Origin of the sequence: Paenarthrobacter sp. NPDC091711, from assembly GCF_044756605.1 — a bacterium.
Classification (GTDB): domain Bacteria; phylum Actinomycetota; class Actinomycetes; order Actinomycetales; family Micrococcaceae; genus Arthrobacter.
On record NZ_JBIVTF010000001.1, the window covers coordinates 364,950 to 379,113 of the forward strand.

11 protein-coding genes are annotated in these 14,164 nt (G+C 61.3%); 4 read left to right on the forward strand and 7 right to left on the reverse strand.

Annotated elements, in window-relative coordinates; all coding sequences use genetic code 11:
• The 5 genes from ACIQH5_RS01730 to ACIQH5_RS01750 all read right to left on the reverse strand — a co-directional run bounded on the left by ACIQH5_RS01730 (position 1) and on the right by ACIQH5_RS01750 (position 5,837).
• On the reverse strand, positions 1 to 669 hold the full coding sequence (locus ACIQH5_RS01730; RefSeq protein ID WP_062069713.1) for a 1-acyl-sn-glycerol-3-phosphate acyltransferase: 669 nt from the start codon (positions 667 to 669) through the stop codon (positions 1 to 3).
• Entirely contained in the window at positions 656 to 1,372 is a 717-nt protein-coding gene (locus ACIQH5_RS01735; protein WP_400399710.1) for an HAD hydrolase-like protein, read from the reverse strand. The genes ACIQH5_RS01730 and ACIQH5_RS01735 overlap by 14 nt, the downstream gene beginning before the upstream one ends.
• A gap of 112 nt (positions 1,373 to 1,484) precedes the next feature.
• A complete protein-coding gene (gene uvrA / locus ACIQH5_RS01740; protein ID WP_400399712.1) occupies positions 1,485 to 4,412 on the reverse strand; it encodes an excinuclease ABC subunit UvrA in 2,928 nt (975 codons plus the stop codon).
• A gap of 65 nt (positions 4,413 to 4,477) precedes the next feature.
• A complete protein-coding gene (locus tag ACIQH5_RS01745; RefSeq protein ID WP_024821008.1) occupies positions 4,478 to 4,858 on the reverse strand; it encodes a GntR family transcriptional regulator in 381 nt (126 codons plus the stop codon).
• Between the two features lie 154 nt (positions 4,859 to 5,012).
• Positions 5,013 to 5,837: a trans-aconitate 2-methyltransferase gene (locus tag ACIQH5_RS01750; protein WP_400399714.1), complete on the reverse strand. Its 825-nt coding sequence runs from the start codon at positions 5,835 to 5,837 to the stop codon at positions 5,013 to 5,015.
• 70 nt (positions 5,838 to 5,907) lie between these two features.
• Between ACIQH5_RS01750 and ACIQH5_RS01755 the strand changes: the two genes are divergently transcribed.
• From ACIQH5_RS01755 to ACIQH5_RS01770, 4 genes are read left to right on the forward strand one after another with little or no spacing between them, the layout of a single operon-like run.
• Positions 5,908 to 8,442, forward strand: coding sequence for a DEAD/DEAH box helicase (locus ACIQH5_RS01755; RefSeq protein ID WP_400399716.1), 2,535 nt, complete (start codon positions 5,908 to 5,910; stop codon positions 8,440 to 8,442).
• A 7-nt stretch (positions 8,443 to 8,449) separates the two neighbouring features.
• Positions 8,450 to 9,823, forward strand: a complete 1,374-nt coding sequence (locus ACIQH5_RS01760) for a CoA transferase (protein WP_400399718.1) — start codon at positions 8,450 to 8,452, stop codon at positions 9,821 to 9,823.
• A 32-nt stretch (positions 9,824 to 9,855) separates the two neighbouring features.
• A complete protein-coding gene (locus ACIQH5_RS01765) occupies positions 9,856 to 10,368 on the forward strand; it encodes a GNAT family N-acetyltransferase (RefSeq protein ID WP_400399720.1) in 513 nt (170 codons plus the stop codon).
• The gene (locus ACIQH5_RS01770; protein WP_400399722.1) at positions 10,361 to 11,704 is read left to right on the forward strand and encodes an alpha/beta fold hydrolase; all 1,344 of its coding nucleotides are present in this window, start codon (positions 10,361 to 10,363) and stop codon (positions 11,702 to 11,704) included. The genes ACIQH5_RS01765 and ACIQH5_RS01770 overlap by 8 nt, the downstream gene beginning before the upstream one ends.
• Here the strand turns inward: ACIQH5_RS01770 and ACIQH5_RS01775 are convergent.
• Both ACIQH5_RS01775 and ACIQH5_RS01780 read right to left on the reverse strand, forming a co-directional pair.
• The gene (locus tag ACIQH5_RS01775; RefSeq protein WP_400399724.1) at positions 11,701 to 13,053 is read right to left on the reverse strand and encodes an MFS transporter; all 1,353 of its coding nucleotides are present in this window, start codon (positions 13,051 to 13,053) and stop codon (positions 11,701 to 11,703) included. The two genes, ACIQH5_RS01770 and ACIQH5_RS01775, sit on opposite strands and share 4 nt — an antisense overlap.
• 29 nt (positions 13,054 to 13,082) lie before the next feature.
• Positions 13,083 to 14,111, reverse strand: coding sequence for a TerC family protein (locus tag ACIQH5_RS01780; protein WP_400399726.1), 1,029 nt, complete (start codon positions 14,109 to 14,111; stop codon positions 13,083 to 13,085).
• Positions 14,112 to 14,164 lie beyond the last annotated feature (53 nt).

Genomic DNA, 14,164 nt, shown 5'->3' on the forward strand with positions numbered 1-14,164 from the left:
TTAGTCGACAGACTTGCTCTGGTTGTAGCTGGTGGACCGTTCCTGGCCGCTGAGGACTGCAATGGCATCCATGATTTTGTCAGTGACTTCGCGCCGTGCCGGCAGTGAATGGTCCGGGCCGGTCTTATCGAAGTAGAGGGGCTCGCCCACCTTCATGGTGAAGTGCTGCGGGCGGACGGCGTTCTTGTCCGCAGGCTGCAATTTCTCGGTGCCAATCAACCCCACCGGGATCACCGGAGCACCGGTGGTGAGCGCAAGCCAACCCACGCCCGTCCTGCCACGGTACAGAATGCCGTCCCGGGACCGGGTGCCTTCAGGGTATATACCAATGCCCTTGCCGGATTCCAGGATGTCCAGGAGTGTTTTAAGCGCTTGCACGCTGGCAGCCTGTTCGCCACGCTCAACGGGAATGGAACCCACGGCCTCGAAAAACGACTTCATCACGGCACCCTTGACGCCCTTGGTGGTGAAGTATTCGGCTTTGGCAAAAAAAGCGACCGGTCGGGGCATCAGGGCCTGAACGATGACGCTGTCCAGGAAGGAGAGATGGTTGGGGGCCACGATGAAGGGCCCCTCCTTGGGAACGTTCTCCAGCCCAATAACCGTAGGCCGGCACGTGGAAGAAATCAGGCCACGGGTTGTCCACCGGATCGCATCAAAGACTGCCATCGTTTTGTACCTCGCTCAGGGCTGCCGTACGGACAGCGTCAAGTTCTTCAATTTTGGTGCGCAGCTCAAGTGCAGTGGCCACAACGGCCACTGCTCCGGCTTCCTCAAGTTCACCTTCGGGCGCGAATCCCCAACTGACCCCGATGCAGTCCAGCCCGTTGGCCAATGCGCCGACGACATCCTGGTGCCTGTCCCCTACCATGACGGCAGGCTGGGAATGAAGGTCCTTCAAAGCCGCCCCGACGATCTCAACCTTGCCCGGCGCTGTATTGGCCCCCAGGGATTCGTCAACTGCCGCTCCACGTATGGAGACGAAGAAGTCAGCAATTTTGTGATGCTCCAGCACGAGGCGTGCGATCGACTGCGGCTTCTGTGTTGCGACCGCCACTGGCCTTCCGGTCTCGGCGAAGAATTCCAGGAGGTCGAAGATTCCCGGGTACAGCTTGCTCTGGCCAATACCGGTTTCCTTGTAATGGCGCCGGTACCGCTCGATGGTTTCATCCACCATTTCGCTGGGGACGTTCGCCAAATGCAGGAGGGAATCGCTGAGTTTGGGGCCCACCATGGAATTCAACACGGCTTGCTCCGGAACAGGGAGGTCCATTTCCCGGAGGGCCGCAGAAATACCTCCCGTGATACCGCCGGCAGGATCGACAAGGGTGCCGTCCAGATCGAATATTACGGGCACCGTTGTTTGAGTCACCGGGTTAGTTTCTCACGAGTAGCGGCATGCCTGAAACTCGCATGCCGCTACCGGAATACTTCCAGGGTGGCGGAGATATTCCTTCGGCGGCCCTCAGGCCACCCGTGAGCAACTATCCGAGAATCTCAGCCAGGAAGGTCGCTGTATGGCTGTCAGTTGATTTGGCCACCTGTTCCGGAGTTCCGGTGGCTACGATCTTTCCGCCGCCCGAGCCACCATTTGGACCGAGGTCCACAATCCAGTCCGCGGACTTGATGACATCCAGGTTGTGCTCAATGGTGATCACTGTGTTGCCCTTGTCCACCAGGCCCTGAAGAACCATGAGCAGCTTACGGATGTCCTCAAAGTGCAGGCCCGTGGTGGGCTCATCAAGGACGTAAATGCTGCGGCCATTGGAGCGCTTCTGAAGCTCGGCTGCCAGCTTTACGCGCTGGGCCTCGCCGCCGGACAGGGTGGTTGCGGGTTGGCCGAGCCTGACGTAGCCAAGGCCCACATCCACCAAGGTGTTCAAATGACGTGCGATGGGAGTGAAGGCAGCGAAGAATTCGGCGCCTTCCTCGATGGGCATGTTGAGGACGTCGGCAATGGTCTTGCCCTTGTAGTGAACTTCAAGGGTTTCCCGGTTGTACCTGGCGCCGTGGCAAACCTCGCAAGGAACATAAACATCCGGCAGGAAGTTCATCTCGATCTTCAACGTGCCGTCGCCTGAGCAGGCCTCACAGCGCCCGCCCTTGACGTTGAAGGAGAAGCGTCCCGGCTGGTAACCGCGTACCTTGGCTTCGGTGGTCTCAGCGAAGAGTTTCCGGATGTTGTCGAAGACGCCGGTGTAGGTGGCCGGGTTGGACCGGGGGGTGCGGCCGATGGGGCTTTGATCAACGTGGACCACCTTGTCCAGGTGCTCGAGGCCAGCCACCGTACGGTGACGTCCTGCAACCTGCTTGGCTCCGTTGAGTTTGTTGGCGAGGACCTTATACAGGATTTCGTTCACCAATGTGGACTTACCGGAACCACTGACGCCGGTCACCGCTGTGAAAAGTCCCAAGGGGAAGGTGGCGTCAACGTTGTTGAGGTTGTTCTCCCTGGCACCAACAACCTTGAGCTCACGCTTTTTGTCATACTTGCGGCGTTTGGTGGGCACATCGATCTTGCGGCGTCCGGACAGGTAGTCACCCGTCAGCGAGTTGGTGTTCTCCAGGAGCTCCTTGTAGGTACCGGAGTGCACCACCTGGCCGCCGTGTTCGCCGGCGCCTGGTCCGATGTCCACCACCCAGTCGGCCTCGTGGATGGTGTCTTCGTCGTGCTCCACCACAATCAGTGTGTTGCCGAGATCCCGGAGCCGGGTGAGTGTCTCGATGAGCCGCCGATTGTCACGCTGGTGCAGGCCAATGGAAGGCTCATCCAACACGTAGAGGACACCCACCAGGCCGGAACCTATTTGGGTGGCCAAACGGATGCGCTGAGCCTCGCCGCCGGACAAGGTTCCCGAGGGGCGTTCCAGGTTCAAGTACTCCAGGCCGACGTCCAAGAGGAAGGTCAGGCGGGCCTGGATCTCTTTCAGGACCTGGTTGGCAATCTGGGCTTCCCTGTTGGTCAGGGTAAGGCTCCCCAGGAACTCCGCGCACTCCCGCATGGGCAGTGCCGCAACTTGGGCGATCGACTTTCCGTTGATGAGCACGGACAGTGAAGCCGGGTTCAGGCGGGCACCGTTGCACTCGGGGCAGGGAATCTGGCGCATGTACTCTTCGTACCGGTCGCGGGCCCAGTCGGAGTCTGTTTCCCCGTGCTTGCGGTGAACGTACTGGATGGCACCCTCAAAGCCGGTGCTGTACTTACGCTCACGGCCGAAGCGGTTCTTGTACTGAACAACAACCTTGTGGTCCTTGCCATGAAGCACCGTGTTCCTGACGTCCTTGGGTAGTTTCTCCCAGGAGGTTTTCATGGAGAAGCCAAGTTCGTGGGCCAGACCCTCGAGGAGCCGGTTCCAGTACTCTGTAGTGGCCGTACCGAGGGCCCACGGGGCAATGGCGCCTTCGCCGAGGGAGAGCTCCGGATTGGGGACGATCAGCTCTTCATCCACTTCCAGCCTGGTGCCGATTCCACTGCAGGCAGAGCAGGCGCCGAAGGGGTTGTTGAAGGAGAATGAACGGGGCTCGATCTCGTCGATGGCCAACGGGTGCTCGTTGGGGCACGCCAGGTTCTCTGAGAAGGCGCGAATGCGCGCAGGATCCTCGGCATCGAGGTCCACGAATTCCACCAGCACGCGGCCTTCGGCAAGGCCCAGGGCTGTTTCCACGGAATCAGTGAGGCGTTGGCTGATCTCGTCCTTGACCACCAGGCGGTCCACCACAACTTCAATGGTGTGCTTGAACTGCTTGCCGAGCTTGGGCGGATCGCTGAGCTGAACAAGCTCGCCGTCTACACGGGCGCGGGAATAGCCCTTGGCAGTCAGTTCCTTGAAAAGATCGACAAATTCACCCTTGCGCCCTCGGACGACGGGGGCCAGGACCTGGAATCGAGTGCCCGGATCCAACTCAAGGAGTTGATCCACGATCTGTTGCGGCGTCTGCCGGGCGATGGGCTCGCCACAAACAGGACAGTGCGGACGGCCCACGCGCGCCCACAGCAAACGCATATAGTCGTAAATTTCGGTGATGGTGCCCACCGTGGAACGCGGATTCTTGCTGGTGGACTTCTGGTCAATGGATACGGCGGGAGAAAGACCCTCGATGAAATCGACATCCGGCTTGTCCACCTGGCCAAGGAACTGGCGGGCGTAGGCGGACAAGGACTCCACATAGCGGCGCTGGCCTTCGGCGAAGATGGTGTCGAAAGCCAGGGACGACTTGCCCGAGCCGGAGAGTCCGGTGAACACGATCATGGCGTCGCGCGGGAGATCGAGGTCCACGTTACGCAGATTGTGTTCCCGAGCACCCTTGACCACCAAGCGGGAAAGATCCGGCTTGACGGTTTTGGTATCGGAAAGGGCGGGGACGCTGTTCAGGGCGTCCATGGCGGTATCTTCAGCTAAGGCTTTGGGCACCTACCAATGCTAATCGAAAACTTCTTCGAATTTCCATGTCGTGCCTCACACGCTACTGATCGGTATCAGTCGGCGTCGTAGGCCGCAGCAAGAAGCTGTACGGCTTCGGCGAAAGAAGCTCCTTGGGCCTTCGAGGCGGCGGCGTATTCAGCAGCGACCCCTGCCAGAGCTCCCCAGCGGTCATCCCGTGCGCAGACCACGGTGCCGTTGCGTCCTCGAGTCGCTACGACGCCCGCTGCCTCCAACTCCTTGTAGGCACGGGCCACCGTGTGGGGTGCGACGTCCAATACCCCGGCTAAGTTGCGAACAGGAGGGAGCTTTGCCCCAACGGCCAGTGCTCCGGCATCCACGAGTTCAATGATCCGCAATCTCAACTGTTCAAAGAGCGCCACAGCGCTGCCGGTGTTGGGGCGCCAATTGCCCGGAAAATCTCCTGTGGGAGTCACGGCGTACTCCGGCCCGCTGACCGCTCAACCCGCGGCATCTGTTGTTCGAAGCGTCCTTGGTCCATGCCGAGAATTAGACCAGCGACGCCGGAATGGGACAAGCCGTCACGATGCTGGAAGGTGAATGCTACGCGCGGCGAAGAGCCCCGGCGCATCATGCGGGCTTTTGGGCTACAGCGAAAATGCGCCGGAACGGGAAGACCGTTCCGTGGCTCGTTGACGGGTAGGCCTCACGCAAAAGTGCCGAATACTCACCTTCGAAATCCGCAGCCTCTTCCGCAGTGAGGGCTGCCAATACCGGACGAAGGCCCGTGCCGCGGACCCACTCCAGCACCGGGTCCTCACCCTGCAGCACCTGGTGGTAGGTGGTCTCCCACGCGTCTGCTGAACATCCGGCGTCGAGCATGATGCCCAGGTAGTCCGCAGGACTGCCCACCGCGTCATCGTGCCTTAGCACGCCGCCCAGTCGCCCGGACCACTCAGGGGATTCGGCCAATCTCCGCATGAGTGTGTGGGACGGCGACGTGAAGTTCCCCGGAACTTGCAGGGCAAACCACGCACCCGGTTTGAGGTCGCGAAGCCAACCGGCCAGCATGTCCTGGTGCCCCGGAACCCATTGGAGGGCGGCGTTGGTGACCACCACGTCTGTGTCCGCATCCGGATGCCACTCAGCAATGTCGCCCAATTCGAAGGTCAGGCTGGCCGTCTTCTGATCGCGGGACTGCTCAGGAGATACCTGCTGTTCGAGCGAATCCTGCCGAGCGGATTCGGCCTTCAGCAGCATTTCCGCCGACGAATCGATGCCCACAATGCGGGCTTCCGGCCAACGCTCGGCAAGGGTTGCCGTCAGGTTTCCCGGGCCGCAGCCGAGGTCAACCACCCTGCCCGGTTGGACGGACCGCACCCTGGCAACGAGGTCATGGAATGGCCTGTCCCGATGGTTGCCGAACTCCACGTATTTGGACGGATCCCATTTCATTGAAAGCCTCCTCGCGCCTGGCATGCTTGCTGGGCTGAGCCTAATCCGTCCGGGCACTAAGCTGAAACCAATGAAACTTCTTGAGCAGCTCCCCGGTTCCACCGCCACCGGTCCCCTGGACCCGGACGAAATCTACACACGGTTCGTGGAGTGGACCGAGAGCCGCGGGCTGCAGCTCTACCCGGCGCAGGACGAGGCCATCATGGAACTCGCTTCCGGCGCCAACGTCATCCTTGCCACCCCCACGGGCTCCGGCAAGTCCTTGGTAGCAATCGCAGCGCACTTCGAAGCCATGGCACGCGGCCAGCGAAGCTACTACACCGCCCCCATCAAGGCTCTGGTCTCCGAAAAGTTCTTTGCGCTCTGCGAGATCTTTGGCGCCGAAAACGTTGGCATGATCACTGGTGATTCCGGTGTCAACCAGGATGCGCCCATCATTTGCTGCACGGCGGAAATCCTCGCCAACATCGCACTTCGCGAGGGCTCTGAGGCAGAGCTTGGCTCCGTGATCATGGACGAGTTCCACTTCTACTCAGACCCCCAGCGCGGATGGGCATGGCAGGTGCCGCTCCTGGAACTTCCCCAAGCGCAGTTCTTGTTGATGTCGGCCACACTCGGCGATGTCTCCCGGTTCGAGACCGGTCTGACAGCATTGACAGGCCGTACCACCACGACTGTGAGTTCCGCGGAGCGTCCCATTCCGCTGCATTACTACTACCACCTGACGCCGGTTCACGAGACGTTGGAAGAACTGCTTTCCACCAAACAGGTTCCTGTTTACGTGGTCCACTTCAGCCAAGCTGAAGCCATTGAGCGTGCCCAGAATCTCATGAGCATCAACATGTGCAGCCGTGCCGAAAAGGACCGGATTGCTGAGTTGATTGCGGGATTCCGGTTCGCCGCTGGATTCGGAAAGACGCTGAACAGGCTTGTACGGCACGGCATTGGCGTCCACCACGCCGGCATGCTGCCCAAGTACCGCCGCCTGGTGGAGCAGCTCGCGCAGGCCGGCCTCCTGAAAGTCATCTGTGGCACCGATACTTTGGGGGTGGGCATCAACGTGCCCATCCGCACAGTGCTGTTGACGGCGTTAAGTAAATACGACGGCGTACGCACCAGGTCTCTCAACTCGCGGGAATTTCACCAGATTGCGGGCCGTGCGGGCCGTGCAGGCTACGACACCGCGGGCACTGTGGTGGTTCAGGCCCCGGAGCACGTGGTGGAAAACACCAGGGCCATGGCCAAGGCCACCGCCAAATTTGGCGATGACCAGAAGAAACTGCGCCAAGTGGTCAAGAAGAAGCCGCCGGAAGGATTCGTGTCCTGGGGCGAGCCCACGTTCAAACGGCTCGTCGAGTCTGTTCCCGAGCCCTTGACGTCCAGTTTCACCGTCACCCACGCCATGCTGCTAAACCTCATGGAACGCCCGGGCGACCCCTTCCAAGCCACCCGGCGCCTTCTGAGTGAGAACCATGAGAGCCGCCCCGCGCAGCTCAGACTGATGAAGAAGGCCTTGGGGATCTACCGGGAACTGCTGGCCGCCGGTGTGGTGGAACGTATTCCGGAGGAGGAACAGGAGGCCGAGGGACGCTCCGTTCGTCTGACTGTTCATCTCCAGGCGAACTTTGCCCTCAACCAGCCGCTCTCCCCCTTTGCCCTGGCCGCCTTGGAGCTGCTTGATCCGGAGTCTCCTTCCTATGCCTTGGATGTTGTCTCCGTCATTGAATCGACGCTTGAGAAGCCGCGCCAGATTCTCTCGGCGCAGCAGAAGAAGGCGCGGGGCGAAGCAGTCGCTGCCATGAAGGCTGACGGTATTGAGTATGACCAGCGCATGGCCATGCTGGACGAAGTTACCTACCCCATGCCGTTGGCGGAGATCCTTGGCGAGGCCTTTGAGGTTTACCGCAAGGCAGCGCCATGGGTGGGCGACTTTGAGCTTGCTCCGAAGTCGATCATTCGGGACATGTACGAGCGCGCCATGAACTTTGGCGAGTTTGTACAGTTCTATGGATTGGCCCGTTCGGAGGGCATCGTCCTGCGCTACCTGGCGGACGGCTTCCGCGCGCTGAGGCAGACAGTTCCCCAGGACTCCCTCCGAGAGGATCTTGAAGATCTTATTGCGTGGTTGGGCGAGCTGGTACGCCAGGTGGATTCCAGCCTGCTGGACGAGTGGGAGGAACTAACGTCAGGGCTTGCCCCGACCCCCCATGACGCTCCCCCGCCCCCACCCCCGCTGCTGACCGCGAATATCCGGGCTTTCCGGGTCATGGTCAGGAACGAGATGTTCCGCAGGGTTGAACTGTTTGCAGATGAGGATTCTGCGGCATTGGGGGAACTCGATGCCGACGCCGGCTGGGAGGCAGGGCGCTGGGAAGAAGTTCTGGACGACTACTTCGACGAACATGACGACATCGGCACCGGCCCCGACGCCAGGGGCCCAGGATTGCTCATCATCACCGAGGAACCGGGAACCTGGAAGGTCCGCCAGATCTTCGATGACCCGGGAGGAAACCACGACTGGGGAATCTCCGCTGAGGTGGACTTGGCCGCGTCGGACGAGACCGGCACCGCGGTGGTGCGGGTGACGGACGTCAACAGGCTCTAGGTCCACCATGGAATCAGTCCCTGATCTGACCGCCGGCTTGGCTGAGGTGGAAGCCCTGCGCAATGTACGGCGGGCAAGCTGTACTGGTTCGCGTCGTTGGTGGGGTGGCCCCCTGGATGTAGAGGGCTTGGCGCTGGGTTCGGTTCAAAGCGCAGCAACGGCGCTTAGTGTGCTGGCTGATTCTCCAGGGAGATATTCGGTTGACTCAGGGCTGACTGCAGCTTCTTTTGATTCGCTGGGACACCTTCGGATTGCCGGCCGGAAGCCCCAGGGCTTCGCTCCGTCATCCGGATTTCGGCGCACTGCGGACGGCTGGATCCGCCTCCACGCCAATTACCCACATCACGCGGCACGCTTGATGGAAGCCCTCTCCGCCACGATGCCGCAGGATGTGGACCGTGCCTTGACATCGATGACCTCCCTGGAGGCCGAGGCGGTGATCGTGGCACACCGGGGTGTTGCCACCGCTGTCCGGAGCCGTGAGGAGTGGGTTTCTTCCGACATGTATTCGGCGGCAAGCACAGGGCCTTGGATCAGCCTCGCCCCTCACCCTGATCAATCCAAGGGGCAGGCCCTCTCCTCGTGGGTGCCTTCCGGGAACCCGCTCCAACCGCTGGACGGATTGAAGGTGCTGGATCTGACCCGGGTCATCGCCGGACCGACTGCCACACGCTTTCTGGGGGCGTTGGGTGCTGATGTCCTGCGGATCGATCCTCCTTTCCTTCCGGAGCTACCGGAGGCGTTCATCGACGCCGGGTTCGACAAACGCAGCACCGAAGCTGATTTCAGGAAGACCGGGGATCTGGCAGCTATCCATGGTCTTGTTTCCTCTGCGGATGTGGTGATCACCGGATACCGGAGCGGGGTCCTGGACAGATTCGGTTTGGGCCGGGACGCGCTGCTGATTGCCAGACCGGAACTTGTGGTGGTCACATTGAGCGCTTGGGGCGGCAGCGGGCCGTGGCGGGAAAGGCGTGGCTTTGACAGCCTCGTTCAGGCAGCCTGCGGGATCGCCGTAACTTACGGACAGCATGGCGACGACGGATGGAAACCTGGTGTGCTCCCGGTCCAGGCACTGGACCACGCCACGGGTTACGGGCTCGCGGCGGCAGTGCTGACTTTGCTCGCCGGCCGCGTGAGGACAGGCGCCGGTGGATCAGCAACGCTGTCTTTGGCTCGGACAGCTGAGGAACTCTTCTCCCTGTCTTCCAGCCACCACGGAATCCCTGTGACCCCGCTCCCGGAGCCAGAGTACTTTGTTGCCGACAGCCCCTACGGGCAGCTCAGATTTGTGGGGCCGCCACTTTCTGTTGACGGTACCCCTCTCAGCTATCGGAAGCCGCCGGTGCGTTATGGTTCCTCCACGCCAGCCTGGCAGTAGGAAGCCGGCAAGCCCCTAGTAAGCTCGAATGCATGAGTGTAATCCGCCCCGCCACCGTTGAAGACGTTCCTGCAATCCTGCGTATGATTCACGATCTTGCGATCTACGAAAAGGAACCGGACGCCGTTAAGAACACCCCGGCCATGCTCACCGAAGTACTCTTTGGCGAGAACCCGCGCGTCTACGCCAGCATTGCGGAGAACAGTGCTGGCACCGTTCAGGGTTTCGCCCTCTGGTTCCTGAACTACTCCACGTGGGAAGGCGTTCATGGCATCTACCTGGAGGACCTTTATGTGGTTCCGGATGCCCGTGGTGAGGGCCACGGCAAGGCGCTGTTGCAGCACCTGGCCGCCACCGCCGTCGAACGGGGTTATGCCCGCGTGGAGTGGAGCGTCCTGAACTGGAACGAGCCCTCCATCAATTTCTATAAGAACCTGGGTGCTTTCCCCATGGAGGAATGGTCAACGTTCAGGTTGACCGGCGACGCGCTCCAGGCTTATGGGACGAACGTCGGTGAGGCGAAAGAGGCTCTTACCCATGGCTGAATTGTCAGTGGCTAACCAGCGGCCCTCCGCCAGCGAGCACCGTATACAGGCCCGCCACGAATTCCGCGGACTCCGGACCGCGGAGCACTACTTCACCGTCCCTTTGGTACACCAGGAGGTGGTCCCCGGAGAGACGATCCCCATCTTCGCCCGGGAGTACTCCTCTACCAGCCATTCACCTCAAGAGGCCGCCAAGCTGCCGTGGCTCCTCTACCTTCAGGGCGGGCCAGGCGGCCGGGGTAACCGCGTCACCTCGCTGTCCGGCTGGATGAAGGCGGCAGCGAAGGACTTCCGCATCCTGATGCTGGATCAACGCGGCACAGGATTGTCCTCGCCTATAGAGCGGCAGTCGTTGGAGCTCCGGGGCGACGCCGCAGCGCAGGCGGACTACTTGACCCACTTTCGTGCTGACTCCATCGTGGCCGATGCCGAGCACATCCGGGGGGTTCTGGGCTCCGACCCATGGTCTGTGCTGGGACAGAGCTTCGGCGGCTTTTGCGCGCTCACGTACCTTTCGTTCGCCCCGGAGGGCTTGCGGGAGGTAATGATCACCGGTGGCCTGGCTCCCCTCCACGGCCCAGCGGATCGTGTCTATCAAGCAACGTTCCGTCGGGTTGCGGCGAGAAACGCCGAGTATTTCTCGTGGTACCCGGAGGACAGGGATAAAGTCACACGCATCGCCCGCCATCTGGAGCAGCAGCCTGAATTTCTCGCCAGCGGCGAACGGCTGACGCCGGAGCGATTCCAAATGGTGGGGTCCTTCCTGGGCGGCAACACCAGGGTGGATGCCCTCCACTACCTTCTGGAGGACGCGTTCATAGAGACGATCGACGGAGAGCGGTTGTCCGAATCGTTCCTTGAACAGGTACGGGCCCTGGTCAGCCGTGCGGCCAACCCGCTCTATGCCGTCCTCCACGAGTCCATCTATGGCCAAAACGAGGCAACCAATTGGGCAGCGTGGCGGGTCCTGGAGGACTTTCCTGATTTCAAACCCGACGCAGAAGAGCCACTGCTCACAGGGGAAATGGTGTACCCCTGGTACTTCGAACAAGACCCGGCGCTCGTTCCCTTACATGCCGTCGCCCAACAACTGGCTGCCCGGAAAGACTGGAAACCTTTGTACGACCCCGCCCGGTTGGGGGTCAATACCGTTCCTGTCGCGGCAGCGGTGTACCAGGACGACATCTACGTGGACCACGATCTCTCTCTGGAAACCGCCGCAGCAGTGCGCGGACTCCAGACCTGGGTCACATCGGACTTCCACCACGACGGCATCGGCGAAGACGGAGAGGGTATTTTCCGCAGGCTCTTTGGCATGGTGCGCGCCCACCGCTAGGTGGACGTGCCATCCGGCGGTCCGCTCCTCCCGGCTGACATACGCTGGCGGGCAGCAGTGACGGCTGTCAAGGCCAGCACCGCTGCCGCCAGCACACTGGAAGCAATGTTGAGACCCTGATAACCGATCCAGGCAAGGAGCAGGCCGGACGTTGCGCCCCCGAGCGCTCCTGCGGCACCCATGAGGGTGTCCGAAACGCCTTGGACGGTGACCCGTTGATCGGGTTCAACGCTCTCGGCCAACAGCGTTGACCCGGCAATGGTTGCCGCAGACCAGCCAAGCCCCAGGAGAATCAACCCTGCGGTCACCAACACTGGCTCCCGCTGGCCGAACCCGGCGATGAACACCGCCACCAGAAGAAGCCCATGACCCATGGCAATGGTCTGGAAGCGGCCGGCTTTGTCCGTGAGCCAACCCCAGAGGGGCGAAAGGGCGAACATGCCGGCGATGTGGAGCGAAATGGTGAGCCCGATAACCACCAGTGCATCCGTACTGTCGGTGGTCCCGCCATGGTGGCCCTCATGCGATCCGCCTACAAGCTGTTGAAGGTGCAGGGGGGTCATGGACATGACCGCCACCATGACGCCGTGGGCGGCTACGACGGCCGCCAGCGCCAGCATCGCTTTCGGTGATGAACGAACGGCGCGAAGGCCGGACCGGATGATTCCCCTGACGGGCCGCTCCCCCTGCTCGCCGCTGACATCGGCTTCCGAGGCCAAACGCCGGGACAGCAGCAGCGGATCCGGCCTGAGGCCCGCGAACAGAAGACCAGCTGCCAGGAACAAACCGACAGCTGAGAACACGAAGGGTCCAGCGATCGGCGGAAGGCCAAGGGCGGCACCTACTGCGGCTCCCGGCTGGATCAGGTTAGGCCCCGCAACAGCTCCGATCGTGATGGCCCACACCACCGTGGACAGTGACCGTCCGCGGCGCTCCGGTTCCGCGAGGTCGACGGCGGCGAAACGCGCCTGCAGGTTCGCGGCCGTGCCAAGACCAAGGAAGGCTGCGCCCAGCAAGAGCAGCACGAAGGACTGGCCCATTACTGATGCAATGATGAGCAGCGCCCCGACCATCGCAGCTACCAGACCGGTGACGAGTCCCACGCGGCGGCCGCGCGCCTCAGCCAACCTGGCCAGCGGCAGTGCTGCAATTGCTGCGGCAAGTGTCAGGACGGTGGTGATGGAGCCCGCCCAGGCTTCGGAGCCTGATAAGTCAACGGCGAGCAGGGAGCCTATGGAGAGTGTGGCCCCATTGCCGACACCGCTCAGCAGTTGTGCCGAACTGAGCAGGAAAACAGTACGGCGCTGAACCCGTTGTGGGTCCAGCGCCGTAGTTGAAGTGGTAGTCACTTCACGAGACTACAACTTTTGGAGTTCAGTTACTCTGCCTCGCTCAAGCTCTTTTTGGCATCTTCCTCGAGCCGGGCATCCAGTTTGGCTTGCCGTGCCTGCGGGCTCAGCAGGCTGGCGACCACAGCTACGACGATGGTGCCCACAATGACTGCCAAGGACACGTAGGTGGGGATTTCAGGAGCCCACTCGATGTGGTGGCCACCGTTGATGAACGGGAGCTCGTTCACGTGCATGGCGTGCAGCACAAGCTTGACACCGATGAAGGCCAGAATCACTGACAGAGCGTGCTTGAGGTAGACCAGGCGTGTCATGAGTCCGCCGAGGAGGAAGTACAGCTGACGCAGGCCCATCAAGGCGAAGATATTCGCAGTGAACACGATGAAAGCGCTTTGGGTGAGGCCGAAGATCGCGGGGATGGAGTCAACAGCGAACAAGAGGTCGGTCAAACCGATGGTCACGAAGACGATCAACATGGGGGTGAAGACCTTCTTGCCGTCCACCACGGTGCGGATCTTGTTGCCGTCGAACTTCTCGGACATCGGCAGGACCTTGCGGAGGCGGCCGATCAGGGGGTTCTCGGCGCCTTCTTCCTCGTCTTCGCCGGAATCCTTGGCTTGCTTCCATGCAGTCCAGAGGAGGAAGGCACCGAAGATGTAGAAGACCCAGCTGAACTGCTCAATGACAACAGCACCCAAGGCGATGAAGATACCGCGGAGGATCAACGCGATGATGATGCCCACCATCAGCACTTCCTGCTGGTACTTACGGGGCACCGAGAAGCGGGCCATGATGATGATGAACACAAAGAGGTTGTCGATGCTGAGGCTGTACTCAGTGACCCAACCGGCGACGAACTGACCGCCGTACTCGGGGCCGGCGAATGCGAACATGGCTACTGCGAAAAGCAGGGCCAGTCCTACGTAGAAGCCAACCCACAGGCCGGCTTCCTTCATGGAAGGTTCATGGGGACGCTTGACGACCAACAGGAGGTCAATCAGCAGGATGATTCCGAGAACGACAAAGGAGCCGATCTCAAACCAGACGGGAAGCTGCATTAAAGGTGCCTTTCGCAGGGTACGGGAAAGCGGTGTAAGTCTCTCCGGCCTGC

What these genes read in the sequence shown, in the direction of transcription:
- ACIQH5_RS01755 (WP_400399716.1), top strand. Translation starts at nt 5,908, where the DNA reads ATGAAACTTCTTGAGCAGCTCCCCGGTTCCACCGCCACCGGTCCCCTG.
- ACIQH5_RS01780 (WP_400399726.1), bottom strand. Translation starts at nt 14,111, where the DNA reads ATGCAGCTTCCCGTCTGGTTTGAGATCGGCTCCTTTGTCGTTCTCGGA.
- ACIQH5_RS01760 (WP_400399718.1), top strand. Translation starts at nt 8,450, where the DNA reads ATGGAATCAGTCCCTGATCTGACCGCCGGCTTGGCTGAGGTGGAAGCC.
- ACIQH5_RS01770 (WP_400399722.1), top strand. Translation starts at nt 10,361, where the DNA reads ATGGCTGAATTGTCAGTGGCTAACCAGCGGCCCTCCGCCAGCGAGCAC.
- ACIQH5_RS01750 (WP_400399714.1), bottom strand. Translation starts at nt 5,837, where the DNA reads ATGAAATGGGATCCGTCCAAATACGTGGAGTTCGGCAACCATCGGGAC.
- ACIQH5_RS01730 (WP_062069713.1), bottom strand. Translation starts at nt 669, where the DNA reads ATGGCAGTCTTTGATGCGATCCGGTGGACAACCCGTGGCCTGATTTCT.
- ACIQH5_RS01765 (WP_400399720.1), top strand. Translation starts at nt 9,856, where the DNA reads ATGAGTGTAATCCGCCCCGCCACCGTTGAAGACGTTCCTGCAATCCTG.